This is a genomic window from Cupriavidus sp. UME77 (assembly GCF_014170355.1).
Taxonomy (GTDB): domain Bacteria; phylum Pseudomonadota; class Gammaproteobacteria; order Burkholderiales; family Burkholderiaceae; genus Cupriavidus; species Cupriavidus basilensis.
The window spans coordinates 1-25,577 of sequence record NZ_LZZU01000097.1 but is presented as its reverse complement, the minus strand read 5'-3'; the positions used below and the strand labels follow the sequence as shown (position 1 = coordinate 25,577).

At 66.1% G+C, this 25,577-nt stretch carries 18 protein-coding genes, 2 tRNA genes and 1 rRNA gene; 20 read left to right on the top strand and 1 reads right to left on the bottom strand.

Features of this window, described 5'->3' with window-relative positions:
- Window positions 1–26 precede the first annotated feature (26 nt).
- From A9975_RS37215 to A9975_RS37135, 17 genes are all read left to right on the top strand, one after another.
- A complete protein-coding gene (locus tag A9975_RS37215; protein ID WP_255504293.1) occupies window positions 27–4,724 on the top strand; it encodes an alpha-2-macroglobulin in 4,698 nt (1,565 codons plus the stop codon).
- 7 nt (window positions 4,725–4,731) lie between these two features.
- The gene (locus A9975_RS37210; protein WP_370565987.1) at window positions 4,732–6,471 is read left to right on the top strand and encodes a DUF2300 domain-containing protein; all 1,740 of its coding nucleotides are present in this window, start codon (window positions 4,732–4,734) and stop codon (window positions 6,469–6,471) included.
- Window positions 6,468–7,292, top strand: a complete 825-nt coding sequence (locus A9975_RS37205) for a YfaP family protein (RefSeq protein ID WP_255504288.1) — start codon at window positions 6,468–6,470, stop codon at window positions 7,290–7,292. The genes A9975_RS37210 and A9975_RS37205 overlap by 4 nt, the downstream gene beginning before the upstream one ends.
- An 86-nt stretch (window positions 7,293–7,378) precedes the next feature.
- A complete protein-coding gene (locus tag A9975_RS37200; protein ID WP_183037100.1) occupies window positions 7,379–8,224 on the top strand; it encodes a YfaP family protein in 846 nt (281 codons plus the stop codon).
- Window positions 8,225–8,321: 97 nt separating this feature from the next.
- The gene (locus A9975_RS37195) at window positions 8,322–9,503 is read left to right on the top strand and encodes a glycosyltransferase (protein WP_183037086.1); all 1,182 of its coding nucleotides are present in this window, start codon (window positions 8,322–8,324) and stop codon (window positions 9,501–9,503) included.
- A 67-nt stretch (window positions 9,504–9,570) separates the two neighbouring features.
- Window positions 9,571–10,047 (top strand): hypothetical protein, encoded by a 477-nt coding sequence (locus A9975_RS37190; protein WP_183037099.1) that lies wholly within the window; start codon window positions 9,571–9,573, stop codon window positions 10,045–10,047.
- A 167-nt stretch (window positions 10,048–10,214) separates the two neighbouring features.
- Window positions 10,215–11,333, top strand: a complete 1,119-nt coding sequence (locus tag A9975_RS37185; RefSeq protein WP_183037085.1) for an acyltransferase — start codon at window positions 10,215–10,217, stop codon at window positions 11,331–11,333.
- 267 nt (window positions 11,334–11,600) lie between these two features.
- Window positions 11,601–12,839, top strand: coding sequence for a GTP cyclohydrolase II (locus A9975_RS37180; protein ID WP_043355607.1), 1,239 nt, complete (start codon window positions 11,601–11,603; stop codon window positions 12,837–12,839).
- Window positions 12,836–14,158: a URC4/urg3 family protein gene (locus A9975_RS37175; RefSeq protein ID WP_183037084.1), complete on the top strand. Its 1,323-nt coding sequence runs from the start codon at window positions 12,836–12,838 to the stop codon at window positions 14,156–14,158. Before A9975_RS37180 ends, A9975_RS37175 begins: the two co-directional genes overlap by 4 nt.
- A 94-nt stretch (window positions 14,159–14,252) precedes the next feature.
- Window positions 14,253–14,912, top strand: a complete 660-nt coding sequence (gene upp / locus A9975_RS37170) for a uracil phosphoribosyltransferase (RefSeq protein ID WP_183037098.1) — start codon at window positions 14,253–14,255, stop codon at window positions 14,910–14,912.
- Window positions 14,912–15,628: a TetR/AcrR family transcriptional regulator gene (locus A9975_RS37165; RefSeq protein ID WP_183037083.1), complete on the top strand. Its 717-nt coding sequence runs from the start codon at window positions 14,912–14,914 to the stop codon at window positions 15,626–15,628. The genes upp and A9975_RS37165 overlap by 1 nt, the downstream gene beginning before the upstream one ends.
- Window positions 15,618–16,631: a BMP family protein gene (locus A9975_RS37160; protein WP_183037082.1), complete on the top strand. Its 1,014-nt coding sequence runs from the start codon at window positions 15,618–15,620 to the stop codon at window positions 16,629–16,631. Before A9975_RS37165 ends, A9975_RS37160 begins: the two co-directional genes overlap by 11 nt.
- A gap of 106 nt (window positions 16,632–16,737) precedes the next feature.
- On the top strand, window positions 16,738–18,330 hold the full coding sequence (locus A9975_RS37155; protein WP_183037081.1) for an ABC transporter ATP-binding protein: 1,593 nt from the start codon (window positions 16,738–16,740) through the stop codon (window positions 18,328–18,330).
- Window positions 18,320–19,411: an ABC transporter permease gene (locus A9975_RS37150; protein ID WP_183037080.1), complete on the top strand. Its 1,092-nt coding sequence runs from the start codon at window positions 18,320–18,322 to the stop codon at window positions 19,409–19,411. Before A9975_RS37155 ends, A9975_RS37150 begins: the two co-directional genes overlap by 11 nt.
- Complete coding sequence (locus A9975_RS37145; protein WP_370565990.1) at window positions 19,408–20,373, top strand: ABC transporter permease; 966 nt, start codon at window positions 19,408–19,410, stop codon at window positions 20,371–20,373. The genes A9975_RS37150 and A9975_RS37145 overlap by 4 nt, the downstream gene beginning before the upstream one ends.
- Before the next feature lie 36 nt (window positions 20,374–20,409).
- Complete coding sequence (locus A9975_RS37140; RefSeq protein WP_183037078.1) at window positions 20,410–21,681, top strand: amidohydrolase family protein; 1,272 nt, start codon at window positions 20,410–20,412, stop codon at window positions 21,679–21,681.
- A gap of 100 nt (window positions 21,682–21,781) precedes the next feature.
- Window positions 21,782–21,868, top strand: a tRNA-Leu gene (locus A9975_RS37135).
- A 271-nt stretch (window positions 21,869–22,139) separates the two neighbouring features.
- Here the strand turns inward: A9975_RS37135 and A9975_RS37130 are convergent.
- A complete protein-coding gene (locus tag A9975_RS37130) occupies window positions 22,140–23,339 on the bottom strand; it encodes a sterol desaturase family protein (protein WP_183037077.1) in 1,200 nt (399 codons plus the stop codon).
- Between the two features lie 461 nt (window positions 23,340–23,800).
- Between A9975_RS37130 and A9975_RS37125 the strand changes: the two genes are divergently transcribed.
- The 3 genes from A9975_RS37125 to A9975_RS37115 form a co-directional block, all read left to right on the top strand.
- Window positions 23,801–24,574: a hypothetical protein gene (locus tag A9975_RS37125; protein ID WP_370565989.1), complete on the top strand. Its 774-nt coding sequence runs from the start codon at window positions 23,801–23,803 to the stop codon at window positions 24,572–24,574.
- Between the two features lie 66 nt (window positions 24,575–24,640).
- Window positions 24,641–24,717 (top strand) — tRNA-Arg (locus A9975_RS37120).
- Between the two features lie 695 nt (window positions 24,718–25,412).
- Window positions 25,413–25,577, top strand: a 16S ribosomal RNA gene (locus A9975_RS37115); the annotation flags it as partial.

Here is a 25,577-nt window from a genome sequence, read left to right as displayed (position 1 = left end):
CGCTTCTGCGTTCCTCCATCCCCCGCATGCTGCTGGCGTTTGCCTTGCTGGCAGGCACCCATGCGGCGGGCGCCGCCGAGCGGCCGAGCGCCACGCTCGACACGGTGCCGTCAAGCGGCTATAGCGCCTTCCAAGGGCAGCCGTTCTTCCTGCTGTCGGACGCCAGCTACGGCAGCGACCAGACGGCGCAGGTGCGCCTGGAAGCTCCGGGCCGCGAATACAAGAGCGAGCTGCAACGCTACGGCGGTGCCGACATCCTCGTCTACCGGGTCGCAGATCCGATCGCCTTCCTGAAGGCGCAAAAGAACCTGCACCGGATCGACGTCAAGGCGAACTACCGCGGCGAAGGGCTGGCCAATACCTTGTCCTACCTGTGGGATAGCTGGTACAAGCAGGCGCGCCGCGCATGGCAACGCGTGCTGTCGTTCGCGACCCGCAGCAAGGCGGTGGAGGACGCGCCGCAGTTCAGCATGGGCGACCAGATTGCCCAGCCGACCCGTTTCGAGAACAACCCGCAGTACGAGCCGCTCAAGGGCTATGACGTGGTCGAGCGCTTCCGCTACCCGATCTGGGACGCCAAGGAGATCGCGCCGCCCAAGGATGTCAAGCTGGAAGGCAGCAGCAGCGAATTCCTGCCGCGAGATGCGGGCAACGTGATGGTGCCGCTGGGCAAGCTCAAGCCGGGCCTGTACATCGTCGAAGGCATCATCGGCACCTACCGCGCCCATACCTTGCTGTTTGTGTCCGATACCGTGGCCATCACCAAGAGCACCGGCAACGGCATGCTGGTCTGGGCCGCGCAGCGCAAGAGCGGCCGCCCGGTTGCCGGCGCCAGCCTCGCCTGGACCGACGGCCTCGGCGTGCTCCAAAGCGCCACCACTGGCGCTGACGGTGCGGCAGATCTGGCCCACGCCAGCCCGGAGCGCAGCTACCTGCTGGGCGTGGATCCGGCCGGCGGCGCGTTTATCTCGGAAAACTTCTACTACGACAGCGAGATCTACAACACCAAGCTGTACGCTTTCACCGACCGGCCTCTGTACCGCCCCGGCGACGAAGTCCGGGTCAAGTTCATCGGCCGCAATTTCCGCAATGCCACCGAATCCGGCCCCGCCGCGCCCGGTGACATCAAGTTGGAGGTGCTGGACCCCAACGGCGCGCCGCTGGCCTCGGTCGCTACCGCGCTGGCCGCTGACAACGGCGCCGACGCGCGTTTCACGCTGCCCGCCAATGCCCTGGCCGGCGGCTATACGCTGCGCTTCGACTACGGTGGCAACACCTACGGCGGCGCTTTCCGCGTGGCCGAGTACATCAAGCCGCATTTCGACGTGAATCTTGCGTTGGACAAGGCCGACTATGCCACCGGCGAGGCGGTCAAGGGCAAGATCCAGCTACGCTATCCCGACGGCAAGCCGGTCAAGGACGCCAAGCTGTCCGTCAGCCTGCGCGCGCAGCAGGTGACGATGGTGGAGGGCGAACTGCAATATGCCGGCCTGTTCCCGGTCAAGCTGGAGCAGCAGGAACTGACCACCGACGGCAGCGGCAATGCCGCGCTGGTGCTGCCTGCCGCGAAGGACCCGAGCCGCTATGTGGTGACGGTGTTCGCCAACGACGGCGCGGCCTATCGGGTCAAGGTCACGCGCGAACTGCTGATCGCGCGTGGCGCCACGCCATACAAGCTGACGGCGCCGGCCAACTTCACCAACCCGGGCCAGAGCGTGACCTTCCAGTTGCAGGCGCTGGCCGCCGCCGGGCAGGCATCGGCGCAGGCGCCGGCCAAGTGGGAACTGGTGCGGCTGGAGTCCCGCACCCGCAGCGAGGGCACACTGAGCCCCGCCGCCAATGGCACTGTGTCGTTCCCGGTCAAATTCGACCAGCCGGGCTCGTACACGCTCTCCGTCAAGGACGGCGCGGGCAATCTGCTGGCCGCCGCCAGCCACTGGGTGGCGGGCGAGGGCCTGCAGACCGTGCCGGGCAATATCGAGATCGTGTTCGACCGGGACCGCTACCGCATCGGCGACACGGCCGAAGCGCTGGTGACGTTCCCGCTCGCCGTCGAGGATGCCTTGCTGACGCTGGAGCGTGACCGGGTGGAGCGGCGCGGCCTGCTGTCCAAGGGCGGCGACTGGCTGTCGCTGGAGAAGGTCACCGACAAGCAATGGCGGGCGCGGATCAAGGTGGGCAACGATTTCAGCCCCAATATGACGTTCTCCGTGCTGTATGTGAAAGACGGCGACTACGTGTTCCAGAACGCCGGCATTGCCGTGGTGCAGCCCACGATCGAGCTGGCGGTCAAGAGCGACAAGCCTGTCTATGCCCCCGGCGAGACCGTCACGCTGGACCTCACCAGCGCCTTCAATGGCAAGCCGGTGCCGGCGAATCTCACCGTCAGCGTGGTGGATGAGATGGTCTACGTGCTGCAGCCTGAAATCGCCCCGAGCATCGTCGACTTCTTCTACCATCCGCGCCGCAACAGCGTGCGCACCACTTCCAGCCTGAATTTCATCGGCTACGATCTCGCCGTGTCGGGCCAGCCCGGCGCCGGTGGCCCTGAGCGCGGCCGCTATAACGAGCGTGGCGTGAAGGTGCTGGAGCGCCCACGCCGGGACGAGAAAGACACTGCCGCGTGGGAGGCCAACCTGCGTACCAGCGCAGACGGCCGCGCGCGCATGAGCTTCACCATGCCCGACTCCCTGACTCGCTGGCGCATCACGGTGCGAGCGATGTCGGGCGACGGCATGGTCGGGCAGCGCACCGCCAGCATCCGGTCCGACAAGGGCCTGTATCTCAAATGGACCGGGCCGCAACGCTACCGCGCCGAGGACGCGCCGCGCATCGACATGGTGGCCTTCAACCAGGGTGAGCAGGAGGTGGCCGCGGACCTCGTGGTGATCGGCGCCGGCCTGAACGTCAACCAGAGCGTGACGCTCAAGCGTGGTGCCAACTACGTGCGCCTGCCGGTTGCGCAGGGCGCTCTGCAGGGTGGCGTGGTCAATGCGGAGATCAAGCTGCAGGGTAAGGTGCTGGACCGCCTGCAGACCACGCTCACGGTCGAGCCCACCGGCTGGCTCTCGCAGCGCGAGCTGACGCTGCCGCTGGCCGGGGCCAATGCGGCGTTCAAGCTGCCGGCGGATGCGCAGGACATCCGCCTGCGCTTCGTCGATGGCGCCGCCAGCCAGTTCGCCCGCGTGGCGGACGACCTGCTGGCCTATCCCTATGGCTGCACCGAGCAGACCGCCAGCCGGCTGATTCCGCTGGCGTTGGCCCAGCGCAGCCTGGCCGCCACCGGCGCGGACACGGGCGGCGGCACCCAAGGCATCGACGCGCTGCTGCGCACCCAGCGCCAGCGCCTGGCGCTGCTGGCCGGGGTCAATGGCCAGTTTGGATGGTGGGGCGATACGGTGGGCAACAGCGCGCTGCTGACGGCGTATGCCTATTACGCCGACTGGCTGGCAACGCGCGCCGTCGGCATCAGCCTGCCGCCCGATCACTGGAAGCGCACGCTGGAAGCTTACAAGCAGGCCATGAAGGAGCCGCTGCTGCACCGTGCGCTCGCGCTGTGGTTCATCAACGAGATGGGCCTGCCGGTGGCCACGCAGCTCGGTGGCGTGGCCGGCGAGCTCGCTCGCCCCGGCGCCGACGCGCCTGGCGCGGCCGTGGGCGAAAGCCTGGTGTTTGCCGCGCCGGATTCGCCGCAAGGCCGCCGCGTGGCGACCGTGCTGGCCGCGCAGCTCTACAAGCAGATCGGCCAACCGATGCCGGAAGGCCTGGCCAGCGCCGCCGAGGCCGCGCGCCAGACGCTGGCGAGCGATCCTTCGCCGCTGGTGCAGAGCCTTCTGCTGATGGCGGGCAAGGGCGCGGCCACCTCCGACGTGCAGACGCTGCTGGCCCGCGCCGGCGCTGCCTCACCGACGATTGACCGGGCCGTGACGCTGGTGTGGCTCAACAAGGCCCTTGGCGGCGGGCTGGGCCGCGGGCTGGCCGGCGAGGGCGATCCCGCGCTGCGCGTGCCGCAGGGCAACTGGAAGGCTGCGCGCAGCCCGCTCGGCCTGCCGGAATGGCGCTGGAGCGGGGCGCAACTGCCCGAGACGCTCGCGCTTACCGTGCCGCAGAACATGGATGCGGCCTCACAGTCGTTCAACACCAATGCCGTGGTGTCCTACCGCAGCCGTGCCCAGGAAGCCTCGCGCCTGCCGATCGGCATCGAGCGCAAGCTCTATCGCCTGGTGCCCACGAGCGATGGCGCAGCGAAAGACGGCAAGCCAGCGGAGGCCGCCGCCGCGGGTACGGCCGGCCTGACCTTCTCGGCCAAGCCGGTCAAGCCGGGCGACAAGCTCGACAGCAACACGCTCTACGTCGATGAGATCGTGCTGAGCCCACGCCAGGGCACCTACCGCTACGGGCTGGTCGAAGCACCGCTGCCGCCCGGCGGCGAGGTCGAAGGCACGACGTGGGGCCTGCGGATCGACGGCTTGCCCGATCCGGACAACAAGGCCACCGGCCTGCAGCCGTTCCAGCGCGCCGTGACGTACGAGATGGGCATGCTGTCCTATCACCAGCCGGTAGTCTCGCTGGAGCGCCCGGTGGTGCTGCGCCAGTTGGTGCGCTTCTCGTTGCCAGGCAAGTTCAACCTGCCCCCGGTGCGCTACTTCCGCATGTACCAGCCAGATGCCAAAGCCCTGCAAGGCGACGGCAAGACGGCGGGCTTCCCCTTGACGGTGGAGTGAGGCGGGCATGAACGGGGCAGCGCGCATGGCGGCCGGCCGTGCCTGGTGGCGACGGCTTGCGGTGCTGGCGGCCATGGGCGCTGCGTGCGCCGGGCCCGCGCTGGCTGCCGCGCCCGCGCCCGCCGAGCCCCTGCGCTTCGCGCGGCTCGCGGGAGCGGACGCGCAATTGTTCGGCCTCGACGGCAACGCCGCCGCGCCCGCTGCCACGCCGTTGCCTGCCAGCTTGCAGACGCCATTGGGCAGCGTGTGGAAGCTGTTCGTCTATGGTTACCTGGTCGGCCGCGACAAGCCATCCGATGACTACACCTGCCGTGGTGGTGACCCGGAAGAGGTTTACTGCTGCACGCCCGGCCAGAGCATCGACCGCGAGCGTGCGCTGATTCAATCCTGCGGACGCTATTTCGAGCCGCGGCGGCTGGGTTTGTCCGCTGCCGACTGGCGCCGTTTCTGGAAGGAGGCAGGCGCACCCGCGTGGCTACAGGACATGCAGGCGATGCAGCCCGCTCGCAACGTGGCCGTCGCCGATCTGCTTGCCGGGCTGCATGCCGTGCCCCCCGCCGCGCAACAGGCAGCCGCCGCGACGCTGGTCTCGGTGCTGACGGTGGGGCGCGGCGAAGGCACGCTGGCCAACTATGGCAGTCTGCTGCGCGCCAAGACCTGGACCATGCCGGACCCGGCGCGGCCGGGCGCATCCATTGGCGGCGCGGCCGGCTGGCTTGCCGATGGCAGCCCGGTCTGGCTGGGCGGCCCCGGCGCCAGTGCCAATGTGCTGCGCCGTGCGGCGCCCCGCTTGCAGCCGTTGCTGGCCACCGTGCCGGTGCCCGATGATGGCGCCTGCGTGCTGGTCGACATGTTCGAGCGCTATGCGCTGCGCGATCTGCAAGCCACCGGCACCGGCGCAAGTCGCCAGGCCGTGCCGGATGGCCCGCTCAGCGGCACCTACCGCGCGGAGTTTGCCAATGGCAATACCCTGCGCGTGGAAAGCCGTGGCGAACTGACGCTGCTGCGCAAGCCCGGCGCCGCGCCGCGCGTAGTGGGCCGTTTCGGCCTCAATGATTACGTGGCGCGGGTCGTCGAGCGCGAGGGCGACACCACCGAGCCCGAGGCCGCCCGCGCCTTGGCGGTGGCTGCGCGCAGTTACCTGATCCAGCAAGCCACGCGCGAGCAAGGCTGCTTTCATATTGCCGATAGCAGCCGCACCCAGCGTGTGCTGCCGCGTGCACCCACGGCCGCGGCGCGGCGTGCCGCCGATGTGACCGATGCGCTGGTGCTGTCCGGCGTGGCCGTGCGTTATCACCACGACGTGGGCGGCCAGGGGCGCATGGCCTGGCTGGAGGCCCGGCACGCGGCCGGGCAGGGGCAGTCGTTCGATGCCATCCTGGCTCGCTGGTGGCCTCAGGCCACGCTCACCTCGTTCCAGAGCCCAGTGGCCGGCGATTGCCTGGCGGTGGCCAATGCGCGGCAGTGGCTGGCGCAGCGCGCGCCGCATTGGGAGCGCCGGCTGGCGGCGGAGCCGGGCTATGAAACGCCGCCGCTGCCCGCCGTGTGCGAAGTGCGCGAAGGCCGCCCTTATGCCGACGCGCGCCGCAACCGGCTCTATATCCACCGGCTGGCCAGCGAGGACGACCGCATTGCGCTGGCCCACGAATATCTCCATCTTGCATTTGCCCGCCACCCGCGCGGGCAGGACGAAGGCTTTGTCGAAGCCATGGCGCGCAAGCTGGTACGTACGCAAAACCCATCATGAATCTCACCCGTAATTTGTCCCGCAACTGGCGCCACGGCGTGCTGGCCCTGGCCTGCGTCGCGGTGCCGCTGGTGGCCACGGCCGAGCCGGTTGCCGATCTGGACGGCCCGGTGGGCGGCTGGCGTCACGGCGGCTTGTCCAACGAGCTCGAGCGCTATACCGCCGCTTATCCAAAGCCGCCGGTGGACCGGGGCACGCAGAAGTACCGCACGCTGATCGAGGGGCGCCTGCGCAAGGTCGGCAAGGAAGGTCGCAAGCCGCCCACGCTGGTGGTCAACGGCACGGCCATGCCGCTGTATGCCGACGAGCAGGGGCGCTTTGCGCGGCCGTGGGCGTTTGGCCGTGGCTCCAACAGTGTGGAGATCGTGTCCGCTGATGGCGCCTCGCGCCAGCGCTTGCAGTTCTACGAGGCCGACACGACCAAGATCCAGGCCAAGCTACGCGCGGTGTTGACCTGGGACGATCCCAAGGCCGAGGTCGACCTGCATGTGATTTCACCTGACGGTGGCCATGCCTTCTTTGCCAGCCCCTTGCTGCCGGAAGGAGGCGGTCTGGACGTGGATAGCGTGGATGGTGCGGGGCCGGAGATTTTTTCGAGCGCGGCGCCGCGTCCCGGGGTGTGGTTGTTCTATGTGAACTACTGGGGCAATTTCAACGCCGGCGGCTACAACTTCGAGAAAGGCAAGAACGATCGTGACCTGATTACCGCCAAGCTCACGCTGATCTACAACGAGAACACGCTCAATGAAAAGCGTGAGACGCTCGTGGTACCGCTGCGCAAGCTGGGCGAACTGGCGCTGATGAAATCGGTGCGTTTCTGATCCGACACATCGATCAGGCGCACTGATAGCCAGACTGACGCCTAGCCAGAAGCCAGTCGCAAAGAACGCAGGAAGGAACCGTGGATATGCAGCACTCGCCGAAACTAGCCTTGATCAGCCTGACCCTGCCGGCACTGTTGCTGGCCGGCGCCGCGCGAGCCGACGATGCCATCGAGTTCACCACGCCGCGCAACGGCTGGCGCAACTCGGCCGGTGATGCTTCGGCCTATACGCAGGAAGTGCATTACCCGGCGGTGGCGGTTTCCACGCGAGCCGGGCAAGCCGCCAGCGCCATGATTGCCGGGCGCATCCGCGCGGCGCCCAAGTCCGAGGCGGATGCCGCGAGCGCCGCATCGAGCCCCGCACCCGGCGGGCGCGGGCGGCGCGGTGGCGGCTCGGTTGCCACCCTGGTGGTCAACGGCGTGGCGATGCCGCAGCGGGTCGAGGAGGATGGCCGCTTCTCGCGGCCCTACGCCTTCTCGGGCGGCAGCAACAGCGTGGAGATCCGCAGTGCGCAGGGCGCCAGCAAGCGCGTGCAGTTCTACGACGGCTACCAGGGCAAGACCCGTCCGCGCCTGCGCGTGGTGTTGTCCTGGGATAGCGATCAGACCGACCTGGACCTGCATGTGGTGGCGCCCGACGGCCAGCACACCTTCTACGCGAATCGCGTGGCCAGCAATGGCGGCGCGCTCGATGTTGACGTCACCACCGGCTACGGCCCGGAGATCTATTCGATTGCCGCGCCGCCACCCGGCACCTACCTGGTCTATGTAAACTACTACGGCAGCGGCGCCGGCCCGGAAGCCATTACCGTGGCGCAAGTGGCGCTGATCACCGATGAAAACACGCCCAACGAAAAGCAGCAGGTGTTCCGCGTGCCGATGCGCAAGCCCGGCGAACTGACGCTGATCAAGTCCTTCGTCATGAAGTGAGCACCGCCCCGAAACGCTCCAACGCCTCAGCACCCCAGCACCCCAGCGTCCCGGAACCTCCGGGATCACCCCGGAAGCACAATTTCCCCCAATCCCCATGCAGCAGCAGAAGATCCTGTTCCTCAGTGTTTCCGCCGGCGCCGGCCACATGCGCGCCGCTGAAGCACTGCGCCTTACCGCCGAAGCCGAATTCCCCGGCGTGCAGACGCTTCACCTGGACGTGATGGAATACGTCCCGGCCACGTTTCGCAAGCTCTACACCGACTTCTACATCAAGCTGGTGAACAGCTATCCGGCCCTCTGGGGCATGCTTTACCAGCACACTTCCGAGGCCGACCCGGCAGCACCGATGCAAAAGCTGCGGCGCGCCGCCGAGCGCCTGAGCACGCGCGCGCTGCGCCGTGCGATCGACGAGTTCGCCCCGGATGCCATCGTCTGCACGCACTTCCTGCCCGCCGAGATCCTGATGCATGAGGTGCGCCGGCAGCGGCTGGCGGTGCCCGTGTGGGTGCAGGTGACAGACTTTGATCTGCACGGCATGTGGGTGATTCCCCATATGACGGGTTACTTTGCCGCCAGCGAGGAAATCGCGTTTCGCATGCGGGCCAGCCGGATCGAGGCTGGCCGCATCCACACCACAGGGATTCCGGTGGTGCCGGCGTTTTCCCACCCGCAGGATCGCCAGGCCTGCGCACAGCATTTCGGGCTCGATCCGGCACGGCGCACCATCATGCTGATGGGCGGCGGGGCAGGGCTCGGCGGCCTTGACGAGGTGGCCGGCGCACTGATGCGGCTGGACCACGATTTCCAGCTGATCGTGCTTGCCGGGCGCAACGAGAACGCCCTGGCGCGGCTCAAGACCCTTGCCGCCGCACACCCCGGACGCCTGTTTCCCTTCGGCTTTACCAACGAGGTGGAACGCCTGATGGCATGCTCCGACCTTGTCATTACCAAGCCGGGCGGCCTGACCACGTCCGAATGCCTGGCGATGGGCGTGCCGATGGTGGTCAATGCGCCGATTCCCGGGCAGGAAGAGCGCAATGCCGATTACCTGCTGGAGCAAGGCGCTGCGCTCAAGGCGGTCGACCTGATATCGCTCGAATACCGGGTGCGCCTCTTGCTGGCGGAGCCGGCACGGCTCGACCAGATGCGTGCGCGTGCTAGCGCGCTAGGACAACCGGCGGCGGCGCGCCGCGTACTGGAAACCGTGCTCGGGCAATTGGCGCGGTGCGGCCAGCTAGCCGGCCACGGCGGCGCGGCTGCGACGGCGGGGCGTTGAGATGCGCGCGCTGAACCTGTCTTCTTCAACCCGGCACGCGGGCCAGTCCTATCCGTCGCACCATCCCATGGTGCTGGTGCTGACCGTGGCGTGGACCCTGCTGCTGGCCTATTTCTTCGCTAACGTGGAGATCCAGATCGAGGGTGCCGCGGGCTGGGCGGCCAACCTGCCCACCTGGCGCATCGAGCATCATTGGCTGCTGGATATTTTTTGGGGTGGGCGCCCGATGACGGGGTATCACGCGTGGGTATTCCCCTGCGTAGCGCTGTTCTTCCATTTTTCACTGGTGTTCGGCGGGCGCTGGAACTGGCGCGCCGAGGCGCGCGTGATCGCCTGCATCATGGTGTTCTGGATCAGCGAGGATTTTCTCTGGTTCGTGCTGAACCCGGCATTCGGGCTGGCGCGCTTTGCGCCGAGTTTCGTGCCCTGGCACATCCACTGGTGGGCCGGCGCGCCTACCGATTATTGGGTTTCGCTGGGCGTGGCGGCCGCGTTGCTCTGGCTGTCATGCAGGGGACCGGTGGGGAATCGTTACAGTTTTTAGGTAAACGCCGTCAATGTGACGTTTAGTGCATATATTGCGGCGCAATGTGTGACCAATACAACGCTTCTCGCCATTTTGCGGCGGTGTATCGTGGCCCATTTTGGCGCCATCCTGTTTCCTGGGAGTAGAATCCGGCCCTTGTGCACTTTGTAGCATTCTTATAACAAATGAGCCCCCGTCCTTCGCGCATGGCGTGCATTGACGCTCTCAAGGCGATCAGTTCACAGCTGATCGTGCTGCACCATCTTGCCTTCTATGGCCCCATGTCCGATGCGGCCCACGTGCTGGCGCCCGGCCTGCTCGACTGGTTCTCGCAGTACGCGCGCATTGCCGTGCAGGTGTTCCTTGTCATCAGCGGCTTCCTGGCGGCGCGCAGCCTGGCGCCCGGCGGGCATTTGATGGTGCCCCGCCCCTTGCAGGCAATCTGGGGCCGCTACCAGAAGCTGGTGGTGCCCTATACGGCGGCTATCTTGATTGCCATTGCCGGTGCGGCCATTGCGCGTACCTGGATGCATCACGACTCCATTCCCGGCGCCCCCGGCCTGCACCAGTTCCTGGCGCATGTGCTGCTGCTGCACAACGTGCTGGATTTCGATGCCTTGTCCGCCGGCGTCTGGTATGTGGCCATCGACCTGCAATTGTTCGCCTTGCTGATGGTGGCGTTGTGGGCAGCCCGCCGCTGCGAGCGATGGTTCGACGTGGGCGGCAGCCCGATGGGCCCGCTGGTGGTGGCCGGGCTGGTGCTGGCATCACTGTTCTGGTTCAACCGTGATGCCACGTGGGATATCTGGGCGATTTACTTCTTCGGCGCCTACGGCTTGGGCACGCTGGCCTTCTGGGCATCCGAGCCTGAGCGTTCGCCGGTGGCACTGCTGGTGTTGTGTGCCGTGGTGCTGGCAGCGCTGGTCGTGGATTTCCGGCTGCGTATCGCGGTGGCGCTGGCAATCGCGCTCCTGCTCGGCACGGCGCGCCGTGGCGGTTGGCTTGAGCACTGGCCGCAGGCGCGGTTCCTGGCATTTTTCGGGCGCATTTCCTACTCGGTGTTCCTGGTGCATTTCCCGATTTGCCTGGTCGTGAATGCCTTGGTCTTCCATCTGGCTCCGCACCAGCCCGTCCTCAATGCGCTCGGCATTGTGCTGGCCTGGCTGCTGAGCAACGCCGCGGGGGCCTTGTTCCATCGCTACGTGGAGAGCGGTGCGCCGCTGCGCGCATTGCGCCTGGCGCTGTGGCCTGCTGCCCCCGAGCCGGTCCAGCGGCAGCAGGCGGGGCAGCAACGGTCAACCTGACCGACCGATAGTCCCGATAGCGCTTGCGGTTTATCCGAAGGCACATCCAGCGGCACCCGGCCCCAGCGGCCCGGTGCCGCTTTTACATGGTGCCTATGCACCAGGACCAGCGCTGGCCGCGGCGCTTGCGCACAGGCACGGTGCGCAAGCGCCATCGTGCGATGTGCAACACAAGGTAAAAACGAGCATTGGGATATGGCACGAAGGTTGCCTACTATGGAATCGTAAACCTGACCGTTTGGTCAGGATTCTTGTTCCGAGGCTGCCATGTCCGATCATATCGTCCTGACCTCGCACGCGCGCCGCGACAAGCCGGCCGAGCCAATCCACTGGGGGGCTGCCACGGCAGCGGAGCGCGGCCCCGTGATCGCAAGCCTGACCAATCCGGCTCAGCGCAATGTGATCGGCACCCATTCCGGCGCATACGCGGTTTACCGCGCGCTGGCGGTGGCCTCCGGCAAGCTGCAGCGAGACCACCGCGCCGATCTCACCGATACCTCGCCGGCCGAGGTCATCGGGCCTCACCCGCAATGGAGCGACCCGGACAAGATCGTCTCGATGGATCCCTGGGGCCACCTGGTTTCCAGCGCCTTTGGCGACCGGATCGCCGCGGGCATCGACATCCGTCCCTCGATCGCCATTACGCGCGCCCACATCAATATGCCGGAGCTGATGGGCGCCATTGCGGCCGGCCGGCTCACACCCGACGGGCAGATCCTTCATGCCAATGGCGATGTGCGGGTCACCAAAGCCGCGATCGATCCGGTCTGGTACCTGCCGGGGCTGGCGCGCCGCTTCGAGATCAAGGAGAGCATGCTGCGCCGCAGCCTGTTCGAGCAGACCAGCGGCATGTTCCCGGAACTGGTCACGCGCCCCGACCTGAAAGTGTTCCTCCCGCCGATCGGCGGCATGACCCTGTACTTCTTTGGCGATGTCAGCCAGCTTGGCAAGCCCGAGACCAAGGTGGCCTGCCGCGTGCATGACGAGTGCAACGGCTCGGACGTGTTCGGCTCCGATATATGCACCTGCCGGCCGTACCTGGCCCACGGCATCGAGGTCTGCATCGAGATGGCGCAGCAGGGCGGCGTGGGGCTGGTGGTCTATAACCGGAAGGAAGGCCGGGCGCTGGGTGAGGTGACCAAGTTCCTGGTCTACAACGCCCGCAAGCGCCAGGTTGGCGGCGATCGGGCCGAGACTTATTTTGCACGTACGGAATGTATCGCCGGCGTGCAGGACATGCGCTTCCAGGAGCTCATGCCCGACGTGTTCCACTGGCTCGGCATCAAGCGTATCGACCGCTGGGCTTCGATGAGCAATATGAAGCACGGGGCGCTGACCGCTCAGGGTATCGAGGTGGTCGAGCAGGTTGCGATTCCCGATGCACTGATCCCGGCCGATGCCCGCGTGGAAATCGACGCCAAGGTGGCGGCTGGCTACTTCACTAGCTATACCCCGCCCGACGCGGAAGAACTCGCGCTGGCCAAGGGTAGAGGACTGCACGAATGAACGAGATACCCGAAGCGGGTGGCGTGCGCGGCGCCGCGAATCCCTTCATCAACGGCGAGGATGATGCCGGTGGCTGGGCCAGTCCCGTGCCGCCGGGCCATCCAGCCGCCGCGTTGCTCACCGGCCATGCGGTACGCACCCGCTGCGCTGCCGTGACGGATCATGTGGCAGCCGGCGCGTCCGAGCTGTTTACCTGGCATCCGGAGCGGATCCCGGCAGTGGCCGATTACGTGGCGGCCACCATCCGCCAGCGCTATCCCGATCTCAACGTGCCGTACCACAGCCGCTGGCGTCATTTCGAGAGCGGCGGCCCTGGCGAGAAGCTGGACCGCTGGCAGATCCTGTGCGAACGCGGCGGGCTCTCCGGCGAGGCCGACCGTGAGGAGCGCGCCCGCATCGGCATCGACCTGGTGATCCCCAGCGTATTGCTGGATGCCGGCGCAGGCCCGGACTGGCGCTATCGCGATCCCGCCAGCGACTTGTTGCTGACGCGCTCCGAAGGGCTTGGCGTGGCCAGCTTCGACCTGTTCGCGCGCGGCGGCTTTTCCGCCCAGCCGGGGCAGCCGCTGCGCTCCGATGCCGAGCGCCTGATGCGTATCGATGCATCCTCCATTGCAACCGCATTCCAGGTGGCCCAGCACAACCCGCTGGTGGGCCTGGATGGACGCGCCGGGCTGTTGCGCCGTCTTGGCGAGGTTGCGCAAGCCACGCCAGCGGTCTTTGGTTCGCCGGCGCGGCTGGGCAACCTGTTCGACTACCTCAAGGCGCACGCCAGCTCTGGGCAGATCGAGGCCGGCTTCGTGCTGACCACGCTGCTGGTGGCACTGGGGCCGGTATGGCCCGGGCGTGTGAGCCTGGAAGGCGTGTCGCTGGGCGACTGCTGGCACCACCCGGCCTGTACGGATGGCCTGGTGCCGTTTCACAAGCTGACCCAGTGGCTGACCTACTCGCTGCTGGAACCGCTGGAAGATGCCGGCCTGACCGTGACCGGGCTGGAGGTCTTGACGGGCTTGCCTGAATACCGCAACGGCGGGCTGCTGTTCGATTTCGAGCTGATGGTGCCGCGCGACCCTGGCTTTACTGCCGTGGCGCACACGGTGGATGAGCCGGTTATCGTGGAATGGCGCGCGCTCACGGTGACGGGACTCGACCTCGTGGCCGCGTCGGTGCGCGAGGCGCTCGGGCTGTCGGCAGAGTCGTTCCCGCTGGCCCGCGTGCTGGAGGGCGGCACCTGGGCCGCGGGGCGGCGCATTGCCGCCAAGCGCAGGCCGGGTGGCCCGCCGCCTTTCGCCATCAACAGCGACGGCACGGTGTTCTAGCGGGTCTGCCAGACCCGCGCCGCAGCAACCAGCATGAGCAACCAGCATGAGCAACCAGCAAGTGCTATCCGCTACCGTCCTCCAGGAGCGCATCATGACCGACCTCTCCGCCGTACCGCCCGCCACCGCGTCCGTGATGGTAGTGGATCATCCGCTCGTGCAGCACAAGGTCACGCTGGTCCGCAGCGAAGACACCACCACCGACAATTTCCGCCGGCTGGTGCGCGAGATCAGCCAGCTGCTGACCTACGAGGCAACCCGCGACCTGGCAATGGAAACCATCGCCATCAAGACTCCGATCGCGCCCATGCAGTCGCCGGTGCTCTCGGGCAAGAAGCTGTGCCTGGTGTCGATCCTGCGGGCCGGCAATGGTTTCCTGGATGGCATGCTGGACTTGCTGCCGGCCGCGCGGGTCGGGCATATCGGCCTGTACCGCGACCCGGAAACGCTGGAGCCGATCGAGTACTACTTCAAGATGCCGGAAGACATCCATGAGCGGCTGGTGATCGTGGTCGACCCGATGCTGGCTACCGGCAACTCCGCCATCGCCGCGCTCAACCGCTTGAAGGAAGCCGGCGTGAGCACGCTCAAGTACGTGTGCCTGATCGCTTCGCGGCAGGGCTTGACGGCCTTGCGAGCGGCGCACCCCGACGTAGCCATCGTCACCGCGGCCATTGACGAGGAACTCAACGAGCACGGCTACATCGTGCCAGGCCTGGGCGACGCCGGCGACCGCCTCTACGGCACCAAGTAATGGGAGCGCCGGCTACGGCGCCGCCGCCATGCTTTCCGCCGCCGCGGGAGGTGGCGGGGGGGCGCATCCGCCAGGAGAACGAGGCGCTGATCCTGCGCGCGGCCGAATACGTGTTCGCCCGGGCCGGGTTTGCCGGCGCGACCATGAACGAGATCGCCACGCGCGCCGGCGTGCCGAAGTCCAACCTGCATTACTACTTCCGCACCAAGCAGGCGCTATATCGGGCCGTGCTGGCGCATACGCTCGCGCTGTGGCTGTCCGAGACCGACATCATCGGCGCGGAGCAGCGGCCCCAGGTGGCACTGGAGCAGTACATCCGCGCCAAGATGCGGCTGTCTGCCAGCCATCCGGATGCCTCGCGCGTGTTTGCCAACGAGCTGCTGCACGGAGCGCCGGAGATCCGCGACGTGCTCAGCGGTGCGCTGCGCGCGCTGGTGGCGCGCAAGGCCGGCGTGATCCGGGAATGGATCGCGCGCGGCGAGATGGCCAGCGTCGATCCACAGCACCTGTTTTTCACGATCTGGGCCGCCACCCAGACCTATGCTGATTTTGAGTCGCAAGTTTGCGCCGTGCTTGGGGTGAGCCACCTGGGGCAGCGCGATTATGAACAGGCCACCGACCACCTGGTGCGGCTGTTGCTGCGAGGTTGCGGGCTGGAACCGGCTGGCCTGGCCGTGGAGTTATCGTCAACAAGGGGAGAGAACCATGAGTTTTGAGGGTAAGCGCAGGTCCTGGTTGAAATTCGCGGCGGCAGCCGCCAGCGTGGCCGCACTCGGTGGCGTCGTGCCGGCGCAGGCGCAGGCGCAGGCCAAGCTGAAGGTGGCGGCGGTATACACCGTGCCTGTCGAGCAGCAATGGGTGTCGCGCATTCACAAGGCGCTCAACGAGGCCAAGGCGCGCGGCGAGATCGACTATGTGTTCTCGGAAAGCGTGTCCAATGCCGACTATGAGCGCGTGCTGCGCCAGTACGCGGAGCAGGGCTCTTCGCTGATCCTGGGCGAATCGTTCGCCGTCGAGGCGGCCGCGCGCAAGGTGGCCAAGGACTATCCCAAGACCGCGTTCCTGATGGGTTCTTCCGGCAAGCCGCAGGCGCCTAACTTCTCGGTGTTCGACAACTACATCCAGGAGCCGTCCTACCTCACTGGCATGATCGCCGGCGGCATGACCAAGACCAACCATATCGGCATGGTGGGTGGCTATGCCATCCCCGAGGTCAACCGGCTGATGCACGCCTTCATGGAAGGCGCGCGCGAGGTCAATCCCAAGGTGAAGTTCACGGTCAGCTTCATCGGCTCGTGGTTCGATCCGCCCAAGGCCAAGGAAGCGGCCTTCGCCATGATCGACAAGGGTGCCGACGTGCTCTACGCCGAACGCTTTGGCGTATCCGACGCCGCAAAGGAAAAGGGCAAGCTGGCGATCGGCAATGTCATCAACACGCAGCCGCAATATCCCGCTACCGTGGTGGCCTCGGCGTTGTGGAACATGGAGCCCACCGTGGGCGCCGCGCTTGGCAAGGTCAAGGCCGGCCAGTTCAAGAGCGAGGACTACGGCCCTTATTCGCTGATGAAGTTCAAGGGCGCGGAGCTGGCGCCGCTGGGCACGTTCGACGGCAAGGTGCCAGGCGACGTGATGACCAAGGTCAAGGCGAAAGAGAAAGCGATCCTCGATGGCAAGTTCGCGGTCAAGGTGGTGGAAACGGAGCCGAAGTCGTCGCAGTAAGGTGGCCAGAGCCACTTGAAGTGCCCGGCTGCGTTTGCTCCCCTCGCCCGCGTCTGGGCTAGGGGAGCAAACCGTCGACGCTTTTAAACGCCATCATCAGCCATCCATGCCCACCCCTATCCTGCGCCTTGCCGGCATTACCAAGCGATTCGGCCCGCTTGTGGCCAACGACGACATCTCGCTGGCGTTGCAGCGCGGGGAGGTGCTGGCCTTGCTGGGCGAGAACGGCGCCGGCAAGAGCACGCTGGTCAGCATCCTGTTCGGGCACTACGTGGCCGACGCCGGTACGGTGGAGGTGGACGGCCAGCCGTTGCCGCCCGGCCAGCCGCGCGCGGCGCTGGCAGCCGGCATCGGCATGGTGCACCAGCATTTCACGCTAGCCGACAATCTCTCGGTGCTGGACAACATCATGCTCGGCACCCAGCCGCTGTGGCAATGGCGCCTGGAGCGGCGCGCCGCGCGCGACAAGGTGCTGGCCCTGGCTGAGCGCTTCGGCCTGGCGGTGCGCCCCCAGGCAAGGGTTGGCGAGCTGTCGGTGGGAGAGCGCCAGCGCGTGGAGATCGTGAAGGCGTTGTATCGCGGCGCCCGCGTGCTGATTCTCGATGAGCCGACCGCCGTCTTGACGCCGCACGAGGCCGAGACGCTGTTCTCCACGCTGGCGCAACTGATCGCCGAAGGATTGTCAGTGATTTTTATCAGCCACAAGCTTGACGAGGTGCTGCGTGTTTCCGACCGCATCGCGGTACTGCGTGGCGGCAAGCTGGTCGCGCAGTGCACCGCGGCGCAGACCACCAAGGCCGAACTGGCAGAGTTGATGGTCGGCCGCGTGGTAGCGATGCCGGAACGCGCGGCACGGCCGAGCGTCGCGGATGGCGCCAATGGCAACGCGGCGCCACCCGTGTTTGCGCTGGAGCACGTAGGCGCGCGCGCCGCCAACGGGCGTACGCTGCTGCGCGAGGTCAGCCTGCAGGTGCGTGCCGGCGAGATCGTCGGCATTGCCGGTGTCTCAGGCAACGGACAGGCCGCGCTGGCGGAGCTGGCCAGCGGCACGCTGGAGGCCAGTGAGGGGCGTGTCACCTTGGCAGGCAAGCCGATGCCCGCAAAGCCCCGCGCATGGATTGAGGCTGGCGTGGCACGCGTGCCGGAGGATCGCCATGCGATCGGCGTGGTGGGCGATCTTGCCGTATGGGAGAACGCCGTTAGTGAACAACTCAGCGAGCCGCGCTTTTCGCGCTGGGGCATCATCCGGCGCGCCGCCGCGCAGCGGTTTGCGCGGGACCTGGTCGCGCGTTTCGATGTGCGCACCGCCGGCATCGAGGTGCCGGCGCGAACCATGTCGGGCGGCAATATGCAAAAGCTGATCCTGGGCCGGGCGCTCTCGGTGCGCGGCGAAGGCAGCGCGCCAAGGCTGGTGGTGGCCAGCCAGCCAACCTGGGGCCTCGATATCGGCGCGGTGGCCTATGTGCGCACCCGCCTGCTCGATGCGGCACGCGAAGGCGCTGCCGTACTGCTGATCTCGGAGGACCTGGATGAACTGCACGCGCTGGCCGACCGCATCGCCGTGATGCATGCCGGGCGCCTGACCGAAGCCCGGCCTACGGCGGCGTGGACGCTGGGCGAGCTCGGCCTGGCCATGGCCGGCTCGGGCGGCGGCCAGCAAGCGCAAGCGGGCAAGGGGGAGGTGCTCCATGCGGCTTGAGGCCCGAACCGGCGTTTCGCGCGTGGCCATGCTGGCCGCGCCCATCGTCGCCATCCTTGCCACGCTGCTGATCTGCGCCTTGCTGGTGCGCTGGGCCGGCGCACCGGTCGGGCGGGCCTATGCGCTGCTGCTGGAAGGCGGCTTTGGCTCGCGCTTTGCGTGGTCGGAAACGCTCACGCGCGCCACGCCGCTGATCCTGACCGGTTTGTCGGTGGCGGTGGCCTTTCGCGCGCGGCTGTTCAATATCGGTGCGGAAGGGCAACTCTATCTCGGTGCGCTGGCCGCCGTGGCGGTTGGCGGCCAGGTCGATGGCGCGGTTGCGCCCTGGGCGCAGCAACTGCCCATGGGTTTGCTCTTTGTCCTGATGGTGATGGCCGGCATGCTGGCCGGGGCCATGTTGTTGCTTGGGGCCGCGTGGCTCAAGACCCGGCTCGGTGTGGATGAGGTGGTCACGACCCTGCTGGCCAATTTCATCGTGCTGCTGTTTGTCTCGATGATGCTCGATGGCCCGATGAAAGACGCCACCGCGATGGGCTGGCCGCAATCGGTGGCGCTGGTGCCGGAGCTGGAGCTGGCCAAGCTGGTGGAACGCTCGCGCGTGCACAGCGGCTTGTTGGTGGCTTGCGCGCTGGCCGTGATTCTGTGGGCGGTCAACCGCTTCACGGTGTTTGGCCTGCAGATGCGCGCGGTAGGCGCCAACGCACGGGCCGCCGCCTTCGCCGGCATGCCGGTGCGCAGGGTGACGATGTGGGCCGCGTTGTTGTCCGGCGGGCTTGCGGGGCTGGCGGGCGTGGTGGAAGTGGCGGGGCGCACCAGCTACCTCACGCTCGATATTTCTCCCGGCTATGGCTATGCAGGCGTGGTCATCGCCATGCTGGCGGGGCTGCATCCGCTTGGCGTGGTGGCGGCATCGGTGTTCGTGGCCGGCGTGCTGGTGGGGGCGGATGGCATGAGCCGCGCGGTGGGCGTGCCCAACAGCATTGCCGACGTGATCGTGGCGGTGGCGCTGCTCGCCATGCTGGTGGCGACCATGCTGACACGCTACCGTATCCGCTTGGATGCTCCAGGTAAGGTGGCCTGATGGAACTGCTCGATATCGTGGCCTCGGCGCCATTCTGGATCGCGGTGCTGCGCGTGGCCACGCCGCTGATCTTCGGCACGCTGGGCGTGCTGCTGTGCGAGCGTGCCGGCGTACTCAACCTTGGCATTGAGGGCATCATGGTAGCTGGCGCTTTCTGTGGCTGGCTGGCGGTCTATCACGGTGCGCCGCTATGGGGCGGGGTGGCGGTGGCAGCCGGTGTCGGGCTGGCCTTCGGGCTGCTGCATGGCTGGCTGACCGTGAGCCTGGCGCTGTCCCAGCATGTGGCTGGGCTGGGCGTGACCATGCTGGCCACCAGCCTGTCCTACTATGCCTACCGGCTCGGCTTTGCCTCCGTCTCCACGCCGCCCACCATCACGCCCTTTGCCCCGATGCACTGGATCAGCGGCATTCCGCTGATCGGTGGTATGTTGAGCCCGGTGTTTGGTGAGGAGACCGCATTGACGCTGCTGGCGCTGGTGCTGGTGCCCGTGGTGGCCTGGCTGCTCTACCGGACGCCGCTCGGGCTGGCCGTGCGCATGGTTGGCGAGAATCCCGCCGCGGCGCAGGGGCAGGGGATTCGCGTAGGCGCGATGCGTATCGGTGCGATCATGGCGGGCTCTGCCCTGATGGCGGTGGGCGGCGCGTTCCTCACGCTATCCGCGTTCAACGCATTCTTCTTTAACATGATCAACGGCCGGGGCTGGATCTGCGTGGCACTGGTGGTGTTTGCTTCGTGGCGGCCGGGCCGCGCGCTGGCCGGCGCCTTGCTGTTCGCCGCCTTCGACGCACTGCAACTGCGCCTGCAGCAAAGCGGCGCGAGCCTGCCCGGCTTGCCGCCACTGCCTTACCAGCTTTACCTGATGTTGCCGTATGTGCTGTCGATCCTCGCGCTGGTGCTGGTGGCGCGCCGCGCCGCCTACCCGCAGGCGCTGATGAAGCCCTATCGCAAGGGCGAACGTTGATTCCAGGCAAGCAATCATCATGACAAGGCCCGCACCATGCTCGACCTGATCCTACGCAACTGCACGCTCCCCGATGGCCGTACCGGCATCGACATCGGCATCCTGGGTGACCGCATCAAGGCGGTGGAACCGGCGCTCAAGGCGCCTGCCGCTGCCGAGGTCGATGCCGCAGGGCAACTGGTGACGCCGCCATTTGTCGATGCGCATTTCCACATGGACTCGACGCTGTCCTACGGCCTGCCGCGCATCAACCAGTCCGGCACTTTACTCGAAGGCATCGCGCTATGGGGCGAGCTCAAGCCGCTGCTGACGCAGGACGCCATCGTCGAACGCGCGCTGGCCTATTGCGACTGGGCGGTCGCCAAGGGCCTGCTGGCGATCCGTTCGCACGTGGATGTGTGCGACCCGCGCCTGCTTGCCACCGAGGCGCTGCTGCACGTGCGCGAGAAGGTCCGGCCTTACCTCGACCTGCAACTGGTGGCCTTTCCGCAAGACGGCGTACTGCGCGCGCCGGGCGCGCTCGACAATCTCAAGCGGGCGCTCGGCATGGGCGTGGACGTGGTGGGCGGCATCCCGCATTTCGAGCGAACCATGACCGATGGCGCCGAGTCCGTGCGCATCCTGTGCGAACTGGCTTGTGAAAGAGGCTTGCGGGTCGACATGCATTGCGATGAGAGCGACGACCCGATGTCGCGCCATATCGAGACGTTGGCCAGCCAGACCGTGCGCCTTGGCTTGCAGGGCAGGGTGACGGGCTCGCACCTGACCTCGATGCACTCGATGGACAACTACTACGTCTCCAAGCTGATTCCGCTGATTCGGGAGTCTGGCGTGGCGGCCATCGCCAACCCGCTGATCAACATCACGCTGCAGGGCCGGCACGATAGCTATCCGAAGCGGCGCGGCATGACCCGTGTGCCGGAGTTGCTGGCCGCCGGCGTGCCGGTGGCGTTCGGCCATGACTGCGTGATGGACCCGTGGTACAGCCTGGGCTCGGGTGACATGCTGGAGGTGGCGCATATGGGGCTGCACGTGGCGCAGATGACCGGGCAGGACGCCATGCGCGCGTGCTTTGCTGCCGTCACCGAAACGCCGGCGCGCATCCTTGGGCTGGAAGGCTACGGCATCGCACCGGGCTGCCGGGCCGACCTGGTGCTGCTGCAGGCACGCGACGCGGTCGAGGCGATCCGGCTGCGCGCCACCCGTCTGCTGGTGTTGCGCGCCGGCAAGGTGGTGGCGAGCACGCGTCCCGCCACAGCCACCTTGCACCTGGATGGCAGGCCTGGGCACGTCTGTTTTCAGCCTTGATCGCGGCCGCCAAAGAAATTTCAGCGCGGGAGTTGACGGCTGACTCCGCGTTCTGCATAATGTCGTTCTTCGCAGCGCTGCAGCAAAGCGGCAAAACGAAGCCCAGATGGCGAAATTGGTAGACGCACTAGGTTCAGGTCCTAGCGGTGGCAACACTGTGGAGGTTCGAGTCCTCTTCTGGGCACCAAGACTCGATGAAAAAGGCCGTTGCTTATGCAGCGGCCTTTTTCTTTTGCGCCGCGCTTTCATGCGGTTCCTACCCGCACGGCATAGGGTCCCTTTGGGTGGCACATTCCAGGGTACCGCCTCCCATGGCGGCCTATTTCCCGCACTCCACGCACGCTACTTGGTTTCGCCCCCATCCGCGATGGGGGACGGCGGCCGGCAGCAGAATATCGCCGGCCTGCGGGGCTTCGATCCCGAGCGGGCGTACGTCGATGCCAGCACGCCGGACCGTCTTATGCCTCGTCGTCCTTGCGTGCCGGCGGCATCGGCCGGAAGGGGAATAGCTGCTGGCGCACGAAGCCGTCCGGCATGTAGTCGCCGACTACGCCGTATTTTTCGGGGAAACGCTTGCCGGATTTCACCGCGGTGCCAAACAGGTAGTCGAGAAAGGCATAGTGCGCTGAGTAATTCTTGTCGATCGCCTCGTCGTCCGATGCATGGTGCCAGTGATGGAAATCCGGCGTGACCACGAGGTAGCGCAGCGGGCCCCACGGCAGGTGGACATTGGCGTGGTTGAACACCGCCTGGAAGCCAACGATGATGATGTACGCATCGATGACGCCCTTGTTGAAGCCCAGCACGTAGAGCGGCGCCAGCACCAGCACGCGCGTGAACACCAGTTCCAGCATGTGTTGGCGCGAGCCTGCGAGCCAGTCCATGGTCTTGGTGCTGTGGTGCACAGCGTGGAATTTCCACAGGAACGGTACCTCGTGATACGCGCGGTGGGTCCAGTACTGTGCCAGGTCGGCCGCCAGAATGCACAGCAGCAGCTGCAGCACGAAGGGAATGCCACCCACGAACGCGTGCACGCTGTCGCGCACCAGCCAGCCGAACAAGCGGAAGATCAGGAAATTGACCGTCAACAGGATCAGGCCAACGATGAAGTGGTTGACCGCGAAGTGCACCAGGTCGGTCTGCCATTCGCGCCGGAATACGGCCTGCCCGCGATAGAGCGGGAACATCTTTTCGATCACCACGAAGATCAGCGTCGAGCCGAGCAGGTCGAGGATGAACCAGTCCAGGCCGATGTACGGCGTGTGGTCCGGGAAGTCGCCCACGGCTACGCGTGATCCGCCCAACGCCACCGCAAGTGCTACCAGTGCGAATGCCGCGGCGTTCAGGCTGCGCTTGCGGCCCAGCACCAGGTTAGTTAGCGACATGCCGCCGGACACCAGCAGCGCGGCAAACAGCACGTGACGCAACACGTCGACCGAATACTTGTGGCGTAGCTCGGGCGTGGTCAGGTATTGCGGGAAATGGAAGGCAATTACGCCCAGCAGGCTCAGCCCGCCCAGGGCCAGCGCAAGGATGGCGGTGATCATGCCGCGCCCGGCTTCGAGCTCGCCGCTGCTGCCCAGCAGCTCGCGGGTATCGCGCAGGACGTTGTGCACCGGGGCGATCGGCAACTTGCCGACGGCGCCATTCTGTTTCATTTTTGAAGCATCGGGCTCGCCAGGATTGCCAGGCCTGTCAATGGGGTCGTTGGTCATCAGGATCTTCCGCTGTTCCGTTGTTTCGCTTCTTCTTGTACTGCTACGGCTGGCTCGCCGGGATTTCGTCCTGCGTCCCGGCGGCCAGCCGCGATCCTAGCGGAGCGCCTCTGGTTTGCATAGCAATGTGGCAGCGGCCGGCACGCTCCGGCCGCTCGCCAGGCCGCCTTGTACGGCGCCCCACGCAAGGCGCGCCTAGCCCCTAACGCTTGTGCTTTGTTTGATCTATGCTCAAGCAGAGTCGACATGGTTCATTTCAGCCAGGGGTTGCAGTCATGGCCAGGAGTGTGTCATCTGCGTGCGCGACGCAGGGTGGTGCAGGCACCGCTGGGACCGGGCTTTGCACATACGCCGCCCATCCCCATCCTTGCCGGCTTTGTTGCTGCTCGATCCTTGCTCTGTTGGTGGCCTCACTGGCGCAGGCCGAAGAGCGTCCCTCCGCCAGCAACACCGGCCTCGGCTGGGACCAGCTCGAACCCGATTCAGTTGCACAGCTTGCAAGTGAATCCCCGTCGCCGGCGGCGCCAGCTGGCGGTGGCGCAGTGCAGGCACCGCTGGTCGCGTCGATTGGCAAGTGGTCCTCCTGGGGCAGCAGTACTTCAACTGCATCGGCTCCACCCAGTGCGGATGACGATGCCCCCGGGCTTTCGGCGGCTTTGCGTGATCCGGTTTATGCCGAACCCGCCGGCCGACCGCGACACGCCGAGTTCTTCCTGCGGCTTGACGATGCCACTTCGGCCACCGGGGTCGTTGGCGGCCGGATGCAAAGCATGGCGCTCGCGCTGGATACCGTATTGCCGCGTAGCGGCGGCCTGACGATACAGCCGCGCCTGCAACTCGCCTATCAGCCTGGCCTCGATAAGAACGCAACCGGTTTTCTCTCCGGGCAGCCTGCGGACGCAAGCGCCGCGGAGGTGGTGGTGCGGGTCTATCGGACGCAGCCAACCCGGCTGACCGGCGTCGGCGGCGTGTACCCCTTTGTCGAGGCGGATCTTTGGCAGGACCGCAAGCAGGTGATTAATATCAATGGCACCCGCATCGATCCCGACATGCTGCGTGGGCTACTCTCCGTCAACCTTGGCGCGCACGGCAGCACGAACGGGGGCGTCAAGCTATGGGTCAAGCTGAAAGCCGGGCGCAATCCCGGAGGCACGCTGGGCGCGCGCTATCGCTGGTAGCCAAGATGGGCAGGCAAAAATGGGCTTGCATTTTTCTCTGACTGCGCTAGAATGCCGTCTTCGCGTGCGGCTGTAGCTCAGTTGGATAGAGTACTTGGCTACGAACCAAGGGGTCGTGGGTTCGAATCCTGCCAGCCGCACCACTTATTCTAAGCAGTAAAAGAAGCACAAAAAATGGCCTGAAGCGTTAAGCGCTCCAGGCCATTTTTTCGTTCGTGCCGTTGGGGTGGGTGCCGGGCTGCCGTATAGCAGGCTGGCGGCGCGATGTGGTCGGCCCTGGTTGCCAGGCTTGCGCGCCAGGCATCGAGTATTGCTTCCATTTCCGGGTTACGCCGAAAGTGCGCTACAAAAGGTGATCGAAGAGGCGCTCACAATATTTGCCGAAAAGGCCTTGTCAGGCTGGCCCGGACCCTTTAGTATTCGCCCCCTCGCAACACGGCAACGCTGCTGCAAAGCAGGCGGGGCAAGGGTTGTGGGGTTAGCGGCAAGGGTAGGCAGAGCAGAAATAGCAAAGCTTCCCGAAGCAGCAAAAGATTAAAAGTGTTTGACGAAACGTAGAAAGTTCTTTATAGTCTCGTTTCTGTGCTGCAGCAAACGCAGCGACGCGGTAAGCAAAGCGAACCGCGGTGAGTTCTTTAACAAACAAACAACCGATAAGTGTGGGCGCTTGATAGCGGATGCGGAAGACTTCGGTCTTTTAGCTTACAAGTTATAAAGTGCTCGCACAGTAAAACATGTTGGTTATGTCCGGGGTACAAATCGCGGACGTAACCAGTCAGTTTTCTGAGAGTGAGCGACCGCTCGAAAGAGCGAGATCCGCAAGGATCACACAGGTATTAAACTGAAGAGTTTGATCCTGGCTCAGATTGAACGCTGGCGGCATGCCTTACACATGCAAGTCGAACGGCAGCACGGGAGCAATCCTGGTGGCGAGTGGCGAACGGGTGAGTAATACATCGGAACGTGCCCTGTCGTGGGGGATAACTAGTCGAAAGATTAGCTA